Genomic DNA, 22,128 nt, shown 5'->3' on the forward strand with positions numbered 1-22,128 from the left:
CGGGTTTGGACTTTGGATCGTGCCGATTCAAAGTCATAGATATTCTTGTCAAATTTTGAGTACAAAACATCCGATTAAGAGGAGAACATTATGACCGTTGCTCAACCACAACCGGAAGGTTTAAGCTTTGAGTGTGAAACCGGAAATTATCACACCTTTTGTCCGATTAGTTGTGTCGCTTGGTTATACCAAAAAATTGAAGATAGTTTCTTTTTAGTAATTGGGACAAAAACCTGCGGCTATTTTCTGCAAAATGCCATGGGGGTGATGATTTTTGCCGAGCCCCGTTATGCGATGGCGGAATTAGAAGAAGGGGATATTTCCGCTAAACTCAATGATTATGATGAATTAAAGCGGTTGTGTTTACAAATTAAACGCGATCGCAACCCCAGTGTGATTGTTTGGATCGGTACTTGCACCACTGAAATTATTAAAACGGATTTGGAAGGGTTAGCGCCGAAATTAGAATCTGAACTGGGAATTCCGATTGTGGTTGCCCGGGCTAATGGGTTAGATTATGCCTTTACTCAAGGGGAAGATACGGTATTAGCAGCCATGGCCGCCCGTTGTCCCGATAAAGCACCCGTAGCAGAAACGGAAAAAAATGAACGGAATGCCATTCAAAAATTAATGAATTTTGGCAGACAAAAAGAAGATGTTGCTCAAGAAGAATCGGAATATGTAAATCATCCGCCGTTAGTTTTATTTGGGTCTTTACCTGATCCAGTTGTTACTAATTTAACCTTAGAATTGAAGAAACAGGGAATTAAAGTTTCCGGGTGGTTACCGGCAAAACGCTATACAGAATTACCTGTATTAGAAGAAGGGTATTATGTAGCAGGAGTTAATCCCTTTTTATCTCGAACTGCCACCACATTAATGCGGCGTCGCAAGTGTAAATTAATTGGTGCGCCGTTCCCCATTGGCCCCGATGGAACTCGAGCTTGGATTGAAAAAATCTGTTCTGTTTTTAATATTGAACCCCAGGGTTTAGATGAACGGGAAGCTCAAATTTGGGCGAGTATGGAAGATTATCTTCAAATTGTTCGGGGAAAATCTGTGTTTTTCATGGGGGATAATTTATTGGAGGTTTCCTTGGGCCGGTTTTTAATTCGGTGCGGGATGACTTGCCCAGAAATTGGGATTCCTTATATGGATAAACGCTATCAAGATGCGGAGTTAAAACTATTAGAAAAAACCTGTCATGAGATGGGTGTTCCTCTGCCAAGAATTGTGGAAAAACCAGATAATTACAATCAAATTCAACGGATTTATGATTTAAAACCGGATTTAGTCATTACCGGAATGGCTCACGCTAACCCCTTAGAAGCTCGGGGTATTAATACTAAATGGTCGGTGGAATTCACCTTTGCCCAAATGCACGGGTTTACCAATGCACGGGATATTCTGGAGTTAGTAACTCGGCCGTTACGTCGGAATAACAGTCTCAAGGATTTGGGTTGGGATAAGTTAGTTAAGGAAGATGCAAAGGTTTAATTGATAAAATTAGCCAAAATCAATCTATGATTATAGGGGCAAGGTAAGACTTGCTCCTATTTTGGTTTACTAGAGGTTAGAAAATGATTAAAGAATTTAATGTACTGATTGAAAAAGATTCTGATGGTTACTTTGTGGCTTCAGTTCCTAGTTTGAAAGGTTGTCATACACAAGCAAAATCCCTTGATGAGCTTATAGAACGGATTCAAGAGGCGATAGAACTTTGCCTAGAATTTGAAAATTCTGAAAATGAATCATTAGAGTTTATTGGTATTCAGAAAGTTTCAGTGCAAGTATGAGTAAGCTACCTAGTTTGACAGGAACTAAAGTAATCAAAACTTTACAAAAAATAGGTTTTGTTATTGCTAGGGTGAAAGGTATTCATCATATTCTGATTCATCCTGATGGTAGACGTACTGTTGTACCTGTGCACTCAGGTGAAACGATAGGAACTGGATTGCTTTCTCAGATTTTGCGTGATTGTCAGTTAACAAAAGACGAATTTAAGAATCTATTATAATTTAATTTTTGTTTATTATTATGTTATTTAACAATGATGAACTAACAATTTCAGAGTTTTTTGATCCTGATTCTATTAGTGTTTCAACTAGACCCATGACGGTTCAGCAACTTCTAACGAGATTGGAAAATAATCAACTGAATTTAGCTCCAGAGTTTCAGAGAAATAAAGGAATTTGGACTCAAGTAGCTAAAAGTAGATTAATCGAATCTGTTTTAATTCGTTTTCCAATTCCACCGTTTTATATTGATGCAACCAATGAAAAAGAATGGTTTGTTATTGATGGAATACAACGGTTAACAACTTTTAAAGAATTTTTAATAGAAGAAACCTTAGAATTAAAAAATTTGGAATTTTTAGATCAGCTTAATGGAGCCAAATCTTCCGATATTCCTAATTATTTAAAGCGACGAATTAGAGAAACAGAATTAACTATATTTTTAATCTTAAGAGGAACATCTAAAGATGTTATTTTTAGCTTATATAAGCGAATTAATCTAGGTGGTCTTCCTTTATCATCACAGGAAATACGTTATGCGAAAAATCCAGGTCAAGCGACAAATTTATTAAAATATCTAACAAAATCAAAGCCTTTTAAAAACGCTACTGATAAAAGTTTAAAAGATGAAAGAATGTTGGCTCAGGAGTGTATTTTGAGATTTTTAGCTTTAACTGATAGTCATGCTTTTGAATATAATTTTAAAGATTATGATGTTTTTTTAAATGACAAAATGGCTCAGATAAACCAAATGAGTGAGCCAGAAATTGAATTATTAAGACAGCGTTTTGAACGAGCGATGGATGCAGCTTTTAAAATATTCGGTAAAGATGCTTTTCGTAAACCCAAGTCACCTGAGCAGAAAAGACGCTATCCTATCAATAAAGCTCTATTTGAGGCTTGGTCTGTTAACTTAGATCGATTAGATGATCATGCTATACAAATTTTAGCTGATCGCAAAGATAATTTATATTATAATCTTTTAAATAGAAAACAAAACGGTGACTTTGATGCTAAAATTTATAGAGAGACAGGAAATAAAGAAAGTGTAAAAAAACGTTTAGCCCATATTGAAAAAATTATTAAGGAAGTGTTGTAATGATTAAAAATTTACGGCTAATCAATTTTAAATCTTTTCAAGATCAAAGCTTCTCTTTTAAACCTTTGACTTTATTATCAGGTTTGAATAGTACAGGAAAATCTTCAGTATTACAAGCTTTGATGCTGTTACGTCGTTCATACCAGAAAGACTTGCTTCCTAACAAGGGTTTAATTTTAAATGATGAACAAGTATATATTGGTGCAGGACAAGACGCACTTTTTGAGTATGCAGAAGATGAATTAATTGGATTTGAAATAGATTTAGAAAATGAACAGAAAGGAATATGGTGCTTTAGTTCTTCTAAAGAATTAGATATTTTAAAAGTGGTATCAGAGAAAGTTGAGCCTGAAATTTATAAATCTAGCATTTTTAAGGATAATTTTTATTACTTAAAAGCAGAACGAATTGGGCCTCAAATATCATACCCAATGTCAGAGTCTGATGTAATTCAAAGAAAACAACTTGGAATAAATGGAGAGTATGCAACTTATTTTTTAGATGCTTTTGGAAATAAAGATATTCACAATCAAAAATTAAGTCATCCCAAGGCAAAATCAATTAGTTTAAAAGATCAAGTTGATGCTTGGATGGGAGAAATAAGCCCTGGAATTTTAATTAATACTGAACCAAACTTACAAACCCAGCGTGTAAGACTTAAATATTCTTTTAAAGGAAGTAGAGGTTATAGTCCCTTTAATGTGGGTTTTGGAGTCACCTACACTTTACCCATTTTAGTGGCTATTTTGGCTGCTGAACCTGAAACTTTAATTCTTGTTGAAAATCCAGAATCTCATCTCCACCCTAAAGGACAATCTCATATTGGTGAACTGTTAGGAATTGCAGCGAGTTGTGGGATTCAAGTTGTTGTGGAAACCCATAGTGATCATGTTTTGGATGGGATTTGTTTAGCTGTTAAACATGGTGAAATAAATTCTAAAGAAGTACAAATTCACTATTTTAAACGGAAAAAAATACAAGGAGAAATGTTAACAGAAATAATATCTCCTAATATTGATCAAGACGGGCGGATTGATGAATCCCCTGAAGGCTTTTTTGATCAACGTGAAAATGACTTAATGGAGTTAACTTATAATGCGCCTCGTGATTAATGAACTTTCATTTATTGGACAAGCAGAAAATAATTATGATGAAGCAGATAACTTGATGACTGCTGTATTTGAAATAATTGAAGAATTTAAGAAAATTGATAAAGGAATTCCAGTTAGAATACATAGTAATTTTTGGACTTGTCGAATTTCACAAAATTTAACAGTAAGAGAATGGTTGCAGAACAAACAAAAGTTAGAGGGTAAAAAAAATAATCAAGTTAGCCTGTTCTTAGAAATAACTTGGAAAGGCCCTTTTATTGATCACGAACTTGAGGACAAATTAAAAAGAGAAGAAATTGCTTTTTTTAAATGTGAATTCCATGAAAAAGATGTTTCTAAAAGCTCTTTAGCAGGTGTTATATATTTCCAAATCTATGATCAGATTATGAGCAAAATTATTAGTTTACCAAAAGCTCCTGCTTTCTCAAAAGAATCTCTTAAAATCAAATTTACTACAGATGGAAAATATCATTTCATAGAAATTCCTAATTTTAATGATGTTAGTCAAGCTAAAAAGTTACTACCTAAATACGAAGCTAGTCAAAAACATGAGCCAGGAGGCCACGGAACCTTGATGAATTTAAGTAAGGAAGACGCTAAAGAGGTTTTTAATGAAAGCTATCGTAATAATTGGTTTGAAGGAAAACAATATTATGGATATAAAAATGGTAAGTTTTATGAATTTCAACCTGATAATGTTGGTGGTTATCATGGATATCCTGTTGAACGTAAAGAAGTTCCTAGTCGGGTTCTTAAAAAGATGAAACTATAAACTATAGATTAGGTTAAATATAGTAGAATTAAAACTCGGTAATTAATAACTTAAATCATGTTTTTTTATCACCCAGGTTAGCACGCTTATATAATATTTAGGATTAAAACTCAACTTTATCATAAATATCAGCAACGGCAATTTCAAAAGATATCGAGTTAAATACTAAGGTTTCATTGCTATTATTATACTCCATAAATATCCAGTGTTTTTGATCGGTTTTATAATAATGTTCAATCTGAATATTATATTGATCAATCAAAATATATTCTTGAAAAGTGGGAAGGGTGCGATAGGCTGCAAATTTTTCGTCTTTGTCGTAGTTTCTGGTTGATGCGGATAATACTTCTACAAGAATTAACGGATTTGTAATTGTATCTTTTCTCCCTTCTTGGAGTTGAATATCACCCTGAATTACCATAATATCAGGATAGGTATAGAGGCGTTTTGTGGGAATCCAAAGACGTTGATCGGTAACAAATACGCGATAGGGTTGACGCTTCAGGGCAAGGTTAAGTGTTCCACTCAAGTTAAGGGCTATTTGATTATGATTGGGAGTTCCGCCGGTCATGGGTCTAATTTCACCGTTGATATATTCATGGCGTTCTGAAGAATTAACTTCAAAATCGAGGTATTCTTCCAGAGTATAGATCTTTTTTTCTTCAACTTGTAAAATCATTGTATTTTCCCTATCCTAAAATAGAATTGTAACCTATTTATAGATTAGCAAATTTTTTAAACTTATGTTTCAAGCCACCCGACAACGGTTAGCGATTTGGTATACCGCAGTTACCGCTATTTTATTATTACTATTCGCCAGTGGATTTTATTTCTATGTGCGAAATACCTTAATTGAACGGATTGATGATACCTTAAATCACGTTGTGGAGGTGGTGGAACGTTCTTTAGTGATTGAACCCGTAACGACTCCTCCAGCTATGTCTCCGGCGGTTTTAGGAGGTCAATTTCAAGTGAATGTTGAAGCGAGTTTTAGAAATAATTTGAATACCGTTGAAGACGATCATATTGATATTGAATGGTTTAATCAAACAGGAGAATTATTATGGTCTACTTTTTCCCAACCTTTAGATATTCCGCTTCATCCGAACAGCAACGGGGAAACAGTACATATTTCTGAAGATAATAATGTTTCAGAAATGATTTTAAGACAAGTTACTGATCGGGTGGAAATCGGACGACAAGTATTGGGTTATTTACGAGTTAGTCATCCTTGGTTTGAAGTTACAAAACCCATTCAACAGTTAATTTTTGATTTGGTTTTGGGTACTATTTTAATGTTAATTGGTGTTGCTACCATTGGCTGGTTTTTATCGGGTTTAGCCATAGAACCTGTGCGGGATTCTTACCAACGATTGAAACAATTTACCGCCGATGCTTCCCATGAATTAAGAAGTCCGATTGCGATGATTCAAACTAATGTACAAGTGGCTTTAGCTGAACCTAATTTATCCACTTCAGAACAACAACAATTACAAGTTATTGAACGAATTACTCGCCGTTTAGGTCGGTTAGTGGATGATTTATTGTTTTTGGCAAGACAGGATAGCGGAATTGTTCAACCTCAATTTATTTCTCTCCCCTTGGATGGTTTATTAATGGAAGTAGTTGAAGAACAAACAGCGATCGCAACTCAAGAAGGAATTCAACTTTCCTTAGATTTTATTGAGAATCTTGAGGATATTATTCTCAATTCTGATAGCAATTATTCCCAGGAAAATGAACCCTTTACTTTAGAGGGAGATTGGGATCAATTGGTGCGATTATTTACTAATTTAGTCAGTAATGCCATACAGTATACTCCTTCGGGCGGTGCAATTAAAATTGAATTAAAACCTATTGCTAAACCTAAACGACAAGCTACATTAGGAAAGGTGACAGAATCCTGGGAAAAATCAAATTCTATCTTGAAATTTGAAGGATTACAAGTTATAATAAAAGACACAGGAATTGGGATTCCAACTGAAGCATTACCTAATATTTTTGATCGGTTTTATCGGGTTGATCCCTCTCGGACTCATCGCCATCGTGGGGGGTCTGGTTTGGGCCTGGCGATCGCTCAAGCTATTGTGGAAAACCATCACGGCCAAATTTATTTAGACAGCCAAATTAACCAAGGAACAACCGCTACAGTCCTTTTACCCCTGCATTTTAGCGGGTTATAGGCGATGGGGAATTTAATTTTCCATTCCCCCCTTGACACTCCAGTGGAGAGGAGACTTTAGAATAAAAGTCAAGAACATTGTGGGGTGTTTAAACCGAAGACACGCACCACTGAACTGAACTCAAAATGGAGTTTCAACCATGAAAACAAGCTATTTGCGATTAAAAGGAATGGGGTGCGCCTCCTGCGCCAATACCATCGAAACGGCGATTCAAAATATTGCTGGGGTGGCAATTTGTCACGTTAATTTTGGAGCGGAACAAGCAACGGTTGAATTTGATCCGCATCAAACAACTATTGATCAAATTCAACAAGCGGTTACAGATGCGGGATATACCGCTCAACCCATAGAAGATACAACATCTGATCTTCAAAATAGCGAAAAAGATAACCGAGAAATTGAGAAAAAGTTAACCCAAAAAGTTTTAATCAGTGCCATTGTCAGTGTGTTTTTAGTCATCGGAGGATTACCAATGATGACGGGTTTAAATTTACCTTTTATTCCCCCCTGGATGCACAACCCTTGGTTACAATTAATCCTAACTACGCCGATTTTATTCTGGTCAGGTCAATCCTTTTTTCTGGGAGCTTGGAAAGGGTTAAAACGTCATCAGGCGGATATGAATACTTTAATTTCAGTAGGAACAGGAGCCGCTTATTTGTACTCTGTTTTTGTTACCTTTTTTCCGCAATTTTTCCTCAATCAAGGCCTATCGGCGGATGTTTATTATGAATCTGCGGTTGTAATTATTACCTTAATTTTACTGGGTCAATTATTGGAACATCGCGCCCGAGGAAAAACCTCCGATGCCATTAAGAAATTAATGGGATTACAAGCTAAAACTGCCCGAGTAATTCGGTCTGGAGAAGAAATTGATATTCCCATTGAAGCGGTGAAAGTAGGGGAGATTATTCGGGTGCGTCCCGGGGAAAAAATACCCGTTGATGGAGAATTAATTGAAGGAAATTCAACGATTGATGAAGGAATGGTGACGGGGGAAAGTATTCCCGTTGAAAAATATCCTGGGGATGAAGTAATTGGAGCTACAATCAATAAAACTGGAAGTTTTATATTTCGAGCTTCACGGGTGGGAAAAGATACGGTATTAGCGCAAATTGTGCAGTTAGTTCAACAGGCGCAGGGCTCAAAAGCGCCGATTCAAAAATTAGCAGATCAGGTTACAGGTTGGTTTGTTCCGGTTGTAATTGCGATCGCGATCGCTACTTTTATTCTCTGGTTTAATTTAACGGGAAATCTAACTTTAGCTATTACCACCACCGTCGGAGTTTTAATTATTGCTTGTCCCTGTGCATTGGGATTAGCCACACCGACTTCTGTGATGGTGGGAACGGGTTTAGGGGCAGAACATGGGATTTTAATTAAAGGAGCAGATAGTTTGGAATTAGCCCATAAAATTCAAACGATTGTATTAGATAAAACCGGAACTTTAACCGCAGGAAAACCCACGGTTACTCACTATATAACGATTGGAGGAACGAACAACGATCATGAATTAAAATTGTTACAATTAGCCGCAGCTATTGAACAACAATCGGAACATCCCTTAGCAGAAGCAATTGTTGAATATGCTAAAACCCAAGGAGTTAATTTTCCCTTACCTGCAATTAATGATTTTCAAGCCTTAGCCGGAATGGGTGTTCAAGGTTATATTTCGGATCAATTAGTACAAATCGGAACCTCTCGCTGGATGGAAGAATTAGGAATTAAAACCGAACTTTTGCAACAGTATCAATCAAGTTGGGAGTCAGAAGGAAAAACAACTGCTTGGATAGCAATTGAGGGAAAAATCGAAGGGTTATTTGCTATTTCAGACGCACTCAAACCCACTTCAAAGCCTGCAATTCAAGCCTTACAAAAAATGGGGTTAGAGGTGGTAATGTTAACGGGAGACAATCAAAAAACTGCCCAAGCTATCGCCTCGGAAGTGGGAATTAAACGGGTCTTTGCAGAAGTTCGTCCCGACCAAAAAGCCAATATAATTAAATCCCTGCAAGCTGAACGGAAAGGGCAAAAAAAACAGTATCAAATTGTAGCAATGGTGGGGGATGGAATTAATGATGCTCCCGCTTTAGCTCAAGCAGATGTGGGAATGGCGATTGGAACTGGAACAGATGTGGCGATCGCGGCGAGTGATATTACCTTAATTTCAGGGGATTTAATGGGGATAGTTACGGCTATTAAACTTAGCAAAGCTACCTTAAATAATATTCGCCAAAATCTGTTTTTTGCCTTTATCTATAACTCGGCGGGAATCCCCATTGCAGCAGGAATTTTATATCCTTTAACGGGTTGGTTACTGAACCCAATTATTGCTGGAGGAGCCATGGCACTGAGTTCAATTTCTGTTGTTACGAATGCGTTAAGGTTACGTCAGTTTAAACTGAATTAATTTCTAAAAACAATAGGGAACAGGGAACAGGGAATAGGGAATAGGGAAGAAAAAATTTCACCCTTTGGGTTTGAGTATTATTAGAATCAGGAGAACAAATCATGAACAAAAAACTAAAAATCGGATTACAATTGAGCGGAATTTTCCTATCGATTTTAATGGGAAATTCTGCCCCAGTTCGGTCAATGGAATCCCATACAGAACCCGCTAACAATCAATTACGGACTATTGAACAGCCCTTATCAACTAAAATGGCGGTGACTGCGGGGGGGTTAGCCTTAATTGGATTAGAACTTTGGTGGTTTTTATTGAGTAAACCCAAAGCCAAAAAAGCAACAATTAATCAAGATACTCAAGAATTAGATATTTTAGTGGATGGAGGCTATCAACCTAACCGCATTACCGTTCAATTGGGTAAAAAAGTCCGTCTCAACTTTATTCGTAAAGATCCCAGTCATTGCTTAGATAAAGTTCTGTTTCCTGACTTTAATATTGCTCAAGATTTACCGATAAATCAAACCACAACTATTGAGTTTATTCCTGAAGAATCGGGAGAATATGCCTTTAGTTGTGGGATGAATATGATTCGAGGAGTCCTAGAAGTTCAGCATCAGTTACCGTAACCCAATTATCACCAGGAAAAAATCATGAAAACCTTAAAAAATTTGGCAATTTTGATCCTGACGTTATCTCTAATTAGTTGTTCGTCTCCCCAGCCTAAAGTTGAAACTCAACCTAATGCTGTTGCCACTTCAACCCCTAAAATTTCTACAACAGAACCACCTACAGTTACCCTAACTCCAGCAACAGATTGGCAAACGGAGAATCATATTCATGGGATAGCAATTGATCCAAATAATCCTAATATTTTATATATTGGAACCCATCATGGATTAATCCAATATTCTAAAGATAAAAAATGGTCTTGGGTAGGTAAAGATCGTTCCGATTATATGGGATTTGCTGCCCATCCCACTGATAGTAACCGTCTCTATTCTAGCGGACATCCCCACACCGGAGGAAATTTAGGATTTCGAGTTACAGAAGATTACGGGGAAACTTGGAAAGTTCTGTCTAAATCCGGGGTTGATTTTCATGCTTTAGCCATTTCTAGCAGTAATCCTAATCTGATTTATGGTTGGGCAACATCGGGAGAACAGGGATTTTTAGTTTCAAAAGATGGCGGTAAAAATTGGGAATCGATTACCCCGGTTGGTTTGGGTAATGCGGTCTTTAGTTTAACCGTTAACCCGGAAAATTCTGAACAGATTTTCGCGACTACTCAAGGAGGTTTATATGAAAGTAAAAATGGGGGTAAAAATTGGGAATTAATTCCTGGGACGGATACCAGTTTAATTACTGGTTTGGCTTTAATTCCAGAGAATAATAAAATGCTGATGGTTGGATATCGGTTGTTAGAATCTGACCCTGGAATTTATAAAAGTTCTGATAGTGGCAAAACTTGGGAAAAATTTGGAACCGGAACTGAAGGTGTTATTTTATATTTGGCAACTCATCCTAAAAATCCCCAGATTATTTATGGGGTAAATGAGCAAAATGCTGTTTTTCATTCTTCTGATGGCGGAAAAATTTGGCATTCCCTTTAAACTAAACAAATAAACTGGGTTTCTGGCGGTTATCTATTGGTAACAATCAAAAATTTTTCTTGAGAAACCCGGTTTTTACTAATTCTCAAAAAATACTCCTTCAATTTTCCACTAATTGAAGGAGTAAAAACGTTACTTATTTTTGTCTTTATAGCTGAAGCGTTTGGGAATTAATTACTTAAATTATTGCTGGCGTAAGCATCCAAACTATAGGCGGGAACCCGGACAGCATAGTCGGTTTCGTGACCGGTGACGGACTGGGCGATTTGCTCGAAGGAGGCAGAATTCCAGTTCCGTTGGTGAATGGGTTTGGTTTGTTCACCCAGGAAGTAAGCCTGAGTCCCAATCACCGCAGCAGCAACCCAACCGACGACGAATAAAGAGATTAAAACTGTAAACATATTATTTTTCTCCTAAGCTGACTTAGTTTGTTCTTTATGTAAACGATTGTAACAGATAGTTAAAAAATATTGCAATAGCTTGACAAAATTTTTTTGGCGTGTTTACCGTACCTGTTTGTGGAGAGTAAGGGGCAGGGGGCAGGGGGAGCAGGGGGAGCAGGGGAGTAGAGGGGCAGGGTAGGAGGGGGGGTAAACTCTTGCCATTACCCATTACCCATTACCCATTACCCATTACCCATTACCCATTACCCATTACCCATTACCCATTCGTAATTCGTAATTCGTAATTCGTAATTCCTTGGTCGAAATCGAGAAAAAATTAACAAAACATTGATAAGCATTTCTGCTAAATTTGATATACACCAGTTATAACGGTCGCGCCCAACGGTTAGGAAAAGACTGATCCAGCAACCCTTACAGTGAAGTTTTCGGCCCTGTTCCCTGTTTTGGTGTTGCGCTGTTGCGGTGTTCCCTGCTATATGTCTTGTAAAGCCAGAGCTTATTAGAAATTCCTGAGTTTGATCAAATAAAGGATATTGTTGACGGTTCCCTTTAGAATAATAAATAGGTAGTTATGCAGAAATTGGAAGCTAATATGACGGAACGCAATTCTCACAGACCTGTTTCACTCTCAGATCGAGAACTGCAAGTTGTAGAGCTAGTTGCAAGCGGATTAACGAATCAAGAGATTTCAGAGAAACTAGAAATTAGTAAGCGTACCGTTGATAATCATATCAGTAACATTCTGACAAAAACTGCAACGGAAAACCGAGTTTCCTTAGTTCGTTGGGCATTGCAATGGGGAAAGGTTTGTCTGGATGATATTAATTGTTGTTCTCTACCGCTTGTGACCACTGACGATGAAACAGAAGTGATCGTTTCTTCTTCGGTAGAATAGCGGAAAAAATAGGTTAATTTTGAATGCAAACAGTTAAACAAAAACAACGACTCCGCTATCAAGTTCGGTGTCCGAAACTTCCCTTAACAGTTTATAGAGAAGTGGCTGCCCATTTACGACAGGTGGAAGGAGTGGACACGGGGTTAATTCCCACCCATATTAGTCCCGATGAAGTCCCGCCGGAATTTGATTATACCCAAAGTCAGGTGGGTAGTTTATGGATTGAATATGATCACACCCCAAATCGGGAAATTCGTCAACGGATTGATCAAATTTTGGCGTATTATAACGATCGTTATGGTGCCTGGGAAACAATAGATTTGCCACAGGACTAACGATTAATTGGGAAACTAATGGAACTGATTAAAGCATTACGAGGAACTCGGGATATTCTGCCTGATGAAATCGGATACTGGCAATGGATTGAGTCTATCACCCGAGATATTTTATTCAAGGCAAATTATCAAGAAATTCGCACGCCAATTTTTGAACAAACGGCTTTATTTGAACGGGGTATCGGCGAGGCGACCGATGTTGTCGGGAAAGAAATGTATACGTTTGTTGATCGGGGTGAACGTTCAGTTACCCTGCGTCCAGAGGGAACTGCTGGAGTGGTTCGTAGCTTTATTGAAAACAAACTCTATGGGACGGGAGGGCTGCAAAGATTATGGTACACCGGGCCGATGTTTCGCTATGAACGACCCCAAGCCGGACGTCAACGACAGTTTCATCAAATTGGGGTTGAGGTGTTAGGAAGTCGGGACGCTAGGGCTGATGTGGAAGTGATTGCGATCGCCACAAATTTATTAAAAACCTTGGGATTAAAGAATTTAAACCTTAACTTAAATTCCGTCGGAAATTCAACAGATCGCCAAAGCTATCGTCAAGCGTTAGTTGATTATTTAACTCAATATCAAGACGAATTAGATCCCGATTCTCAAGATCGATTATCTCGAAATCCTTTAAGAATTTTAGATAGTAAAGACCCGCGCACCCAAGAAATTGTTCAAGGGGCTCCGAGTATTTTAGAATATTTAGGAGAAGATTCTCGCGCCCATTTTGAACAGGTTAAACAGCTATTAACGGCCTTAGAAATTCCCTACAGTTTAAACCCGAGATTAGTCCGAGGATTGGATTATTATACCCATACGGCTTTTGAGATTATTTCCGATGATTTAGGGGCTCAAGCAACGGTTTGTGGGGGCGGTCGTTATGATGGTTTAGTTCAAGAATTAGGGGGGCCAGAAACTCCGGCCGTAGGTTGGGCGATCGGGTTAGAAAGGTTAGTAATTCTATTACAACAATTAAACTCTCTTGCTAGTTCTAGCTTAGATTTTTATATCGTTTCTCGGGGGAATTTAGCCGAATCTCAATCTTTAATTTTAGCCCAAAAATTGCGTCAAAATGGCTTGGCGGTGGAACTGGATTTAAGCGGTAGTGCCTTCGCCAAACAGTTTAAACGAGCCGATCGCAGTGGTGCTGTCGCCTGTTTAGTATTAGGAGATGCCGAAGCCGAACAGCAAACCCTGAAGTTAAAATGGTTGAAAACAGGGGAAGAAACTACCCTTAATCAAGGGGATTTATTTGATAAAATCGATCAATTTCGTCAACAAATCCAAACTATTAAAGGAGCCTAACCCTCGTTCCAATGCTCTGCATGGGAATGCCATATTGAGGCTCTGCCTCTCATAAATCAAAAATTATCGAATGGTGCGTGTTGCATAGAGCCTACGCACCCGATAGTGGGGTAAAAAATACCTCTTAACCTCCGGCGGCAAAGCTTCCCATAATAATAATAGATAGGGCTAAACCTGGGAACAATAAAATCAACAACAGAAACAGATCGTGGGCATTCATAGCAAAAAATTAGCTAGATTAACTTGCGCGTAGCATAACATAAATTTCCCTAAAGTGGCTTAAATTTAAAAAATATTTTAGAATAGGGATATTTTAACCCTTGATCTAAGAAATTCTAACCATGATTATTGCCATTGATCAAATTTTTAACATCGCCAATATTTTTGTCCTTCCCTTTTGGGCATTAATGATTATTTTGCCTAACTGGGGAGTCACTCGAAAAGTCATGGAGTCCTATCTTCCCTTTGTGTTGTTAGCTTGCGTTTATTTATATCTATTCATTAGCAGTATTACCCCCGAAAATGCAGCCGCCTTATCTAATCCCAAATTATCAGATATTGCCCATTTCTTTGCCGATGAAAACGCCGCCGCCACGGGATGGATTCACTTTTTAGTTATGGATTTATTTGTGGGACGTTGGATTTATTGGGATGGACAAAAAACCGGAATTTGGACAAGTCATTCCTTAGCTTTTTGTTTATTTGCTGGGCCGTTTGGATTATTGTCTCATATTCTGACCAGTTGGATTAGTAAGCTGTTTTTTGCTCAACCGCAATCAGATATTAATCCGGTATCCAACCCTTAATATTAAAGGGAATAAAATGAAAAGTTGCAAGCTGATAGAGTGAAAAAAACTGTAGGAGTTTGGTTTTTAAACCCAAGGGGAATAGGGTTTTGAAACTAAACTCCTACGATAAAATATTACAACCTCTACACGGATTTCTATAAGTTAATAAAAATTAATTTTTAGTTCCGGGTCGGGACTCGACACAACTATAGATGACTACGCTACAATATCAAATCAAACCCTTTGGAAAATAGCCATGAATAATCATCAAGACAATGCCTATCAAAATAACCTAGGTCAGGAGGAAGAAACAAAACGTCAGCAAAAGGAATTTGAGTTTGATGTAATTACCGTTAACGCCGAAGGAAATGAAACCAAACGTGAGCGCTGTCGGGCTGAATTTTTTAAAGAGGATTTAGGCAATAATATCAGTTTAGAAATGGTATCCATTCCTGGGGGAAATTTTATGATGGGTGCAGCCCAAAATGAAGCCTTTGCTAAAAGCAACGAATATCCCCAACATCAGGTTAATATTGCTGCATTTTCTATGGCAAAATATCCTATTACTCAAGCTCAATGGGAAGCTATTATGAGATATAATCCTTCTAATTTTAAAGGCGCAAACCGACCCGTTCAGAATGTAAATTGGTACAGCGCGCAGGAATTCTGTCAGCGACTTTCCCAAAAAACAGGCAAAACCTATCGTTTACCCAGTGAAGCGGAATGGGAATACGCCTGTCGCGCTCAAACTACAAGTCCTTTCCATTTTGGCGAAAGCATTCACTTCTATTCAGCTAATTATAACGGAACAGACGGAACCTATCGTGAACAAACCACCGATGTCGGTAGTTTCCAGAAGCCCAACGCCTTTGGATTATACGATATGCACGGCAACGTTTGGGAATGGTGCGCTGACCCTTGGCATGATAATTATAATGGTGCGCCAGATGATGGCAGTGTTTGGGAGTCAGGCGGAAATACTGATAGCCGGGTGATGCGCGGTGGTTCGTGGAACGACGATCCCTGGTCTTGTCACAGTGCCACTCGTTTCAAGACCTGGCCGACCGGTACGTTCAAGAACATCGGATTGCGGGTTGTTTCCTCATCAAATCAAACCCTTTGGAAAATAGCGATGAATAATCATCCTGACAATGCCTATCAATATAACCTAGGTCAGGAGGAAGAAACAAAACGTCAGCAAAAGGAATTTGAGTTTGATGTAATTACTGTTAACGCCCAAGGAAATGAAACCAAACGAGAACACTGTCGGGCTGAATTTTTTAAAGAAGATTTAGGCAATAATATCAGTTTAGAAATGGTATCCATTCCTGGGGGAAATTTTATGATGGGTGCAGCCCAAAATGAAGCAAATGCTCTAAGCAACGAATATCCCCGACATCAGGTTAATATTGCTGCATTTTCTATGGCAAAATATCCTATTACTCAAGCTCAATGGGAAGCTATTATGGGATATAACTTTTCTAATTTTAAAGGCGCAAACCGACCCGTTGAGATGGTAAATTGGAACGACGCGCAGGTATTCTGTCAGCGACTTTCCCAAAAAACAGGCAAAACCTATCGTTTACCCAGTCAAGCGGAATGGGAATACGCCTGTCGTGCTAAAACTACAAGTCCTTTCCATTTTGGCGAAACCATTACAGCCGATTTAGCTAATTATCCCGCAACTTGTACTTACGGCAGTGGGCCAAAAGGAACCGATCGTGGACAAACCACCGATGTCGGTAGTTTCCCTCCAAATGCCTTTGGATTATACGATATGCACGGCAACGTTTGGGAATTGTGCGCCGACCCTTGGCATGAAAATTATAAGGGTGCGCCGACAGATGGCAGTGTTTGGGAGTCAGGCGGAAATACTAATAGCCGGGTGATGCGCGGAGGTTCGTGGGCCAATCATCCCCGGGATTGTCGCAGTGCCAGTTGTCTTGACTGGCACGGGCCGGGCCATCGGAGCAAGTACCACGGTTTTCGTGTTGTTTCCCTCCCGCCTGCGTGGACTCTCTAGCCCTTTTACCGAGAAACCGGGTTTCTGCCGTCATCTTTGCTGCATAACAGAAATCTCGTTGAAGAAACCCGGTTTCTGAGCCCCCACAGTTGTATCGAGACTCAAAAATATTTGGAAACAACCACAATTAAAGGATAAACAATGAAAGAATATATTGCAATTTTTGAATAGGCTGAGAGCAATTATTCTGCTTATGTTCCTGATTTACCCGGTTGTATTTCTACAGGAAAGACTTTAGAAGAAAAAGATGCGGTTCACTGTCATTTTCCTGATCAAACATTCCGTCCTAAAATAATCCGACTGCATATTGCTGACTAGATTTATACCCTCTTTCTTTCATAGAAACTTCTACCTTATGATCGATAGGACATTAAACGATAGCACAAGTGTTAAATGTTGAGTATTCCAAGAAATCGGGTTTTTGCCTTAACCTTTGCTGCATAATAGAAAGATAGCTGAAGAAACCCAGTTTCTACAATTTTAAGGTAAAATTATGGCAGTTGAATATGATTTGGTGGTAATTGGGGGCGGTTCGGGGGGGTTAGTAATTGCCAGTGCTGCGGCACAATTAAAGGCAAAAGTTGCTTTAATAGAACGCGATCGCCTAGGAGGCGATTGTTTATGGTTTGGTTGCGTTCCCAGTAAGTCTTTAATTCATGCTTCCCGGGTAGCTTATGAAGTTAAAAATGCGGCTAAATTTGGGATTTATACGGATAATTATAACATTGATTTTGCTAAAGCTGCCAGTCATGTTGAACAGGTTATTGCTACTATTCAGCCCCATGATTCTCCCGAACGCTTTGAATCTTTAGGGGTGGAAGTTATTTTTGGACAGGGTGAATTTTTAGATAAAAAAACCTTTAGTATTAATGGACGGAAACTAACCGCTAGGGCTTTTGTAATTGCCACGGGTTCCCGATCGGCTATTCCTAATATTCCGGGGTTAAATGAAGCGGGTTTTCTTACCAATGAACAGATATTTTCTATACAAGATTGTCCTGAATCCTTAGCAATTTTTGGAGGAGGGCCAATTGGCTGTGAATTGGGACAAGCCTTTTCTCGGTTAGGGTCAAAGGTGACAATTTTATCGAGTCGAAATCAGATTTTACCGAAAGAAGATCCCGAAGCGGCAAAGGTAGTTCAAGATCAATTATTATTAGAAGATATTGTTATTTTAAATAACACCAAAGCGGAACGCATAGAAATTGAAAATGGCAAAAAGAGAATTATTGCGGGGAACAATATTATTTTAGCTGATAAAATTTTAGTTTCCGTGGGACGAGTTCCGAATATTGAATCCTTGAATTTGGAAGCGGCGGGTGTTACTATTAATCAATCGGGGATTAAAGTTAATGATAAACTCCAAACCACTAATCCGTATATTTACGCTTGTGGGGATGTGATTGGGGGGTATCAATTTACTCATGTTGCGGGTTATGAGGCCGTTGTGGTGTTAACGAACGCGCTATTTTTTCCCCTTAGTAAAGTTAACTATCGGGTCATACCTTGGGCAACTTTTACCGACCCTGAATTAGCTAGAGTCGGGTTAACAGAAGAACAAGCAAAGGAACAGTATGGCGAGGATATTTGTGTTTTAAAACAACCTTTTGCGGGGGTTGATCGGGCGATTGCTGAAGCAAAAACCCCAGGATTTGCTAAAATTATTACTCGGAGTAATGGTGAAATTTTGGGTGCTCATTTGGTGGGGGCATCCGCCGGAGATTTAATTCATGAAATTGTTTTAGCGATGTCTCATGGTTTGAAGGTTTCGGCTTTAACAGGGATTCATATTTATCCGACTTTATCAGAAGTGAATAGTAAGGCAGCGTTATTGTTACAAAAACAAAAATATGCAGCAAATACTTGGCAACAAACGCTTTTAGAACGGTTTTTTAAATGGAGGCGATCGCTTTAATCTTACCCTATGAAAATTATAACTTTAAATCTTCGTTATGACAAGCCAGATCAAGGCAATAATGACTGGAATTTTCGCCGTTATGCGATCGCTAAATTAATAGAAAAATATAACCCTGATATTATTGGAACTCAAGAAGGAAAAGCCCATCAAATCTTAGATTTACACAGATTATTACCCGAATATCAAAGTATTGGTACGGATCAAATTGGCAATGGAACTGGAGAACATTGTGCTATTTTTTATCAAACCCAAAAATTTGAATGTATTGAATCAAAAGATTTCTGGTTAAGTGATACTCCTAAATTGGTCGGAAGTATAAGTTCAGACTGGGGAAATACGGCTCCTAAATGTGTGAGTTGTGGCGTATTTATTTCCAGCGAAACCCAACAACGAATCACCGTTTTTAATACCCATTTAGATTATTATAGTCAACAATCTCGAAAATTGAGTATTCCGTTAATTCAAAAATACTTAAATCAAGTTAATCTCGAACATTCCTTATTAATATTAACCGGAGATTTTAACGCTGAACCCCATAGCGAAGAACGTCAAACTTTATTAAAACCCCTTGCTAATGGCATTCAATTACTCGATAGTTTATCCGATATTCCCTTAGAATTTCAACAAACCTTTCATGATTTTACAGGTGAAGCGATCGCCTCGGTCGATACGATTTATTATGATCATCGGATGTTATTAAAATCTGTGAACATTGACGTTAATCAAGTTAATTATATTTGGCCGTCGGATCATTTTCCAGTCATTGCAGAATTTAATCTATAGCAGTCATATTTGAGTTGTGTTCAAAATTCGTGATCAAAAGGGAACAGGGAACAGGGAACAGGGAACAGGGAACAGGGAACAGGGAACAGGGAACAGGGAACACTTCGACAAGCTCAGTGCAAAGCAGGGAACAGGGAATACCGGATAATACTTTTGGCTATTTCATGTCAGTATTAAAGTGTTACAACCTATTTAGGATTGCTATAGTTGTTAAGTAGATCAGTAGGTGGTCATAATTATTCGCACAGATAAAAAAGTTCGTTTATTTTAGCGACTAAGTGATTAAGCACTTTTAAAAATGTGGGGATAATTCATGAATTACCCCCACATCTTGTAGTTATATCCGGTGTTCCGGTGTTCCAGTTTTCCCTACCATAGCAATTAAAACCACAGCAGAACGGGCGCTCAAATGATAATATCTTCCTGTGATCGGAGGGGCAACTTTTAAGCGACTAATATCATTAGGAACGGCTAAGGCCGTATCTACCAAACGATGCCAACGTTCTCCCACTTTGAATAGGGGGGGTAATTGAAAGTTCAGGGGTTCCCAATAGGAATTTAACATAATATGGAGATGTTCGCCTTTTTGGGGATGATATAAACTAAAAGAAATGGTGCGAGAACTGTCATGTAAGTCAGGTTTTCCCATCTTCACTCCATGCCAAATCACATAGGGAGAATTACTCTCTACATTCATTTCTAAAATATCATCTAATTGAAAGAGATGGAGTTCTTTTTTAAAGCGAATTAAACTTTTTACAAACCGCAAGACATCAGGATTTTTCCCCACATCACTCCAGTCAAACCACCCCAAAGGATTATCCTGACAGTAGGCGTTATTATTTCCCAATTGTGTCCGACAAACCTCATCCCCCATTAACATCATCGGAGTCCCTTGAGATAATAATAAAATCACCCAAAGATTTTTAATTTGTTGCAGGCGTAATGCTTGAATATAGAGGTCATCCGTTGGCCCTTCAATGCCACAATTCCAACTAAAATTATATTCCGAACCGTCTCGGTTTTCCTCTCCATTAGCCTCATTCTGTTTTTCATTATAACAAACTAAATCTTGCAGAGTAAAACCATCATGACAGGTCACAAAATTAATACTACAATGCACTTCTCGATCGGGATGGGGATAAATATCAGGACTCCCCATAATTCGATAGGCTAACTTTTCAACTTGTCCTTCATCTCCCTTGACAAAACGACGGACATCATCCCTAAATTGTCCGTTCCATTCCCCAAAACGATCGCCTGCCAAAGAGCCAACTTGATATAATCCTCCCGCGTCCCAGGCTTCAACAATTAATTTTGCTCCGGCTAATACGGGGTCGGATTTAATAATCCATAAAATCGGGGCATCTTCAATCGGATTTCCTTCTTTATCCCGGGATAAAATCGAAGCCAAATCAAAGCGAAATCCATCGACGTGCATTTCGGAAACCCAATATCTCAGACTATCAATAATTAACTGTCCTGAGATTTCATGATTCGCTTTAATAGTATTTCCGCAGCCACTATAATTACTATAATAAGCCGGATTATCTTTCTCTAAAATATAATACATACTGTTATCCAATCCGCGAAAGGATAACGTCGGGCCTTCTTCATTCCCTTCGGCGGTATGGTTATAAACCACATCTAAAATCACTTCAATTCCAGCTTTATGAAAAGCCTTGACCATATCTCGAAATTCATTAATCGGGCCAATAGCATCTCGATTAGAACTATATTCGCGGTGGGGAGCAAAAAAGGAAATGGTACTATATCCCCAATAATTACTCCGAGGAGGAACCGCATCCTGTTCATCAAATTGATGAATTGGGAGTAATTCAACGGCGGTAATTCCTAAATCTTTTAAATAGGGAATTTTCTCAATTAATCCCGCGTAGGTTCCCCGTTTTTCCTGGGCAACTCCCGAGTTAGGATTGCGCGTAAAACCCCCAACGTGCAGTTCATAAATAATCGTTTGGGCGTAGGGCAATTCCAAAGGTTTATCCCCTTCCCAGTCATAACCTCGCTTATCAACGACCACTCCTTTTAAGGCTTGGGCGCAATTATCCCCGGGAACAGAAGCCGCAGCCCGACTATAATTTTCAGTGTTAACAATGGCTTTCGCATAGGGATCTAATAATACTTTCTCAGGGTCAAAACGATAGCCTAATTCCGGTTCATATAAGCCATAAACTCGATAGCCATAAATTTGTCCGGTTTGAATTCCCGGCACAAAAATATGCCAATAATAAAAGGTTTTATTATGTTTAGGATTAAAGGGAATCACCTGGGTGGGTTCGTGGGCATCGGGGGTATCAAATAAAAGTAATTCTATAGCGGTACAATTTTTAGAAAAAATACAAAAATTCACCCCATTGGCATAAACCGTGGCTCCCAAGGGGTAGCTTTGACCAGATAAAATATCAAGATGCACGCCTTTCACTCCTTGCAAGTTTTCTCGATTATCAATTGCTGTATTCAA

The 22,128-nt window shown here is 38.5% G+C and carries 20 protein-coding genes; 17 read left to right on the forward strand and 3 right to left on the reverse strand.

From position 1 onward, the window contains the following. Positions 1–90: 90 nt before the first annotated feature. The 6 genes from PL9631_RS08755 (at position 91) to PL9631_RS08780 (ending at position 4,998) form a co-directional block, all read left to right on the forward strand. Positions 91–1,497 (forward strand): ferredoxin:protochlorophyllide reductase (ATP-dependent) subunit N, encoded by a 1,407-nt coding sequence (locus PL9631_RS08755; protein ID WP_083619081.1) that lies wholly within the window; start codon positions 91–93, stop codon positions 1,495–1,497. 83 nt (positions 1,498–1,580) lie between these two features. Then, on the forward strand, positions 1,581–1,796 hold the full coding sequence (locus PL9631_RS08760; protein ID WP_079680165.1) for a type II toxin-antitoxin system HicB family antitoxin: 216 nt from the start codon (positions 1,581–1,583) through the stop codon (positions 1,794–1,796). Then, positions 1,793–2,017, forward strand: a complete 225-nt coding sequence (locus PL9631_RS08765) for a type II toxin-antitoxin system HicA family toxin (RefSeq protein ID WP_083619083.1) — start codon at positions 1,793–1,795, stop codon at positions 2,015–2,017. Before PL9631_RS08760 ends, PL9631_RS08765 begins: the two co-directional genes overlap by 4 nt. A gap of 20 nt (positions 2,018–2,037) precedes the next feature. After that, entirely contained in the window at positions 2,038–3,114 is a 1,077-nt protein-coding gene (locus PL9631_RS08770) for a DUF262 domain-containing protein (protein WP_083619086.1), read from the forward strand. Then, positions 3,114–4,226: an AAA family ATPase gene (locus tag PL9631_RS08775; RefSeq protein WP_083619088.1), complete on the forward strand. Its 1,113-nt coding sequence runs from the start codon at positions 3,114–3,116 to the stop codon at positions 4,224–4,226. Before PL9631_RS08770 ends, PL9631_RS08775 begins: the two co-directional genes overlap by 1 nt. Continuing rightward, the gene (locus PL9631_RS08780; RefSeq protein WP_156090489.1) at positions 4,219–4,998 is read left to right on the forward strand and encodes a hypothetical protein; all 780 of its coding nucleotides are present in this window, start codon (positions 4,219–4,221) and stop codon (positions 4,996–4,998) included. Before PL9631_RS08775 ends, PL9631_RS08780 begins: the two co-directional genes overlap by 8 nt. Before the next feature lie 103 nt (positions 4,999–5,101). On the opposite strand, the gene PL9631_RS08785 is transcribed toward PL9631_RS08780, so the two are convergent. Next, entirely contained in the window at positions 5,102–5,677 is a 576-nt protein-coding gene (locus PL9631_RS08785; RefSeq protein WP_083619092.1) for a Uma2 family endonuclease, read from the reverse strand. A 64-nt stretch (positions 5,678–5,741) separates the two neighbouring features. Here PL9631_RS08785 and PL9631_RS08790 point away from each other — a divergent pair, with 64 nt between their 5' ends. From PL9631_RS08790 to PL9631_RS08805, 4 genes are all read left to right on the forward strand, one after another. After that, the gene (locus PL9631_RS08790) at positions 5,742–7,181 is read left to right on the forward strand and encodes a sensor histidine kinase (RefSeq protein WP_083619094.1); all 1,440 of its coding nucleotides are present in this window, start codon (positions 5,742–5,744) and stop codon (positions 7,179–7,181) included. 139 nt (positions 7,182–7,320) lie between these two features. After that, entirely contained in the window at positions 7,321–9,591 is a 2,271-nt protein-coding gene (locus PL9631_RS08795; protein WP_083619096.1) for a heavy metal translocating P-type ATPase, read from the forward strand. Positions 9,592–9,692: 101 nt separating this feature from the next. Next, a complete protein-coding gene (locus tag PL9631_RS08800; protein ID WP_083619098.1) occupies positions 9,693–10,214 on the forward strand; it encodes a cupredoxin domain-containing protein in 522 nt (173 codons plus the stop codon). A 24-nt stretch (positions 10,215–10,238) separates the two neighbouring features. Further along, positions 10,239–11,198 (forward strand): F510_1955 family glycosylhydrolase, encoded by a 960-nt coding sequence (locus PL9631_RS08805; RefSeq protein WP_083619100.1) that lies wholly within the window; start codon positions 10,239–10,241, stop codon positions 11,196–11,198. Positions 11,199–11,368: 170 nt separating this feature from the next. Here the strand turns inward: PL9631_RS08805 and PL9631_RS08810 are convergent, their stop codons facing one another. Further along, complete coding sequence (locus tag PL9631_RS08810; RefSeq protein ID WP_083619102.1) at positions 11,369–11,599, reverse strand: photosystem II protein, Psb35-related; 231 nt, start codon at positions 11,597–11,599, stop codon at positions 11,369–11,371. A gap of 595 nt (positions 11,600–12,194) precedes the next feature. On the opposite strand from PL9631_RS08810, the gene pedR reads away from it, so the two are divergent. The 7 genes from pedR to PL9631_RS08850 all read left to right on the forward strand — a co-directional run bounded on the left by pedR (position 12,195) and on the right by PL9631_RS08850 (position 19,646). Then, a complete protein-coding gene (gene pedR / locus PL9631_RS08815) occupies positions 12,195–12,497 on the forward strand; it encodes a photosynthetic electron transport-dependent transcriptional regulator PedR (RefSeq protein ID WP_083619639.1) in 303 nt (100 codons plus the stop codon). 23 nt (positions 12,498–12,520) lie between these two features. Then, complete coding sequence (locus PL9631_RS08820; protein ID WP_083619104.1) at positions 12,521–12,832, forward strand: hypothetical protein; 312 nt, start codon at positions 12,521–12,523, stop codon at positions 12,830–12,832. A gap of 18 nt (positions 12,833–12,850) precedes the next feature. Then, positions 12,851–14,134 (forward strand): histidine--tRNA ligase, encoded by a 1,284-nt coding sequence (gene hisS / locus PL9631_RS08825; RefSeq protein WP_083619106.1) that lies wholly within the window; start codon positions 12,851–12,853, stop codon positions 14,132–14,134. 341 nt (positions 14,135–14,475) lie between these two features. Then, positions 14,476–14,940: an ABA4-like family protein gene (locus PL9631_RS08830; protein WP_197046302.1), complete on the forward strand. Its 465-nt coding sequence runs from the start codon at positions 14,476–14,478 to the stop codon at positions 14,938–14,940. A gap of 238 nt (positions 14,941–15,178) precedes the next feature. Next, positions 15,179–16,945, forward strand: a complete 1,767-nt coding sequence (locus PL9631_RS26675; protein ID WP_231516681.1) for a formylglycine-generating enzyme family protein — start codon at positions 15,179–15,181, stop codon at positions 16,943–16,945. 493 nt (positions 16,946–17,438) lie between these two features. Next, on the forward strand, positions 17,439–18,860 hold the full coding sequence (locus tag PL9631_RS08845) for a dihydrolipoyl dehydrogenase family protein (protein WP_083619108.1): 1,422 nt from the start codon (positions 17,439–17,441) through the stop codon (positions 18,858–18,860). A gap of 9 nt (positions 18,861–18,869) precedes the next feature. After that, positions 18,870–19,646, forward strand: coding sequence for an endonuclease/exonuclease/phosphatase family protein (locus tag PL9631_RS08850; RefSeq protein WP_083619110.1), 777 nt, complete (start codon positions 18,870–18,872; stop codon positions 19,644–19,646). A 337-nt stretch (positions 19,647–19,983) separates the two neighbouring features. Here PL9631_RS08850 and glgX read toward each other — a convergent pair whose 3' ends face one another. Next, the gene (glgX, locus tag PL9631_RS08855; RefSeq protein ID WP_156090498.1) at positions 19,984–22,080 is read right to left on the reverse strand and encodes a glycogen debranching protein GlgX; all 2,097 of its coding nucleotides are present in this window, start codon (positions 22,078–22,080) and stop codon (positions 19,984–19,986) included. Positions 22,081–22,128 lie beyond the last annotated feature (48 nt).

Origin of the sequence: Planktothrix paucivesiculata PCC 9631 (genome assembly GCF_900009265.2) — a bacterium.
Lineage (GTDB): Bacteria > Cyanobacteriota > Cyanobacteriia > Cyanobacteriales > Microcoleaceae > Planktothrix > Planktothrix paucivesiculata.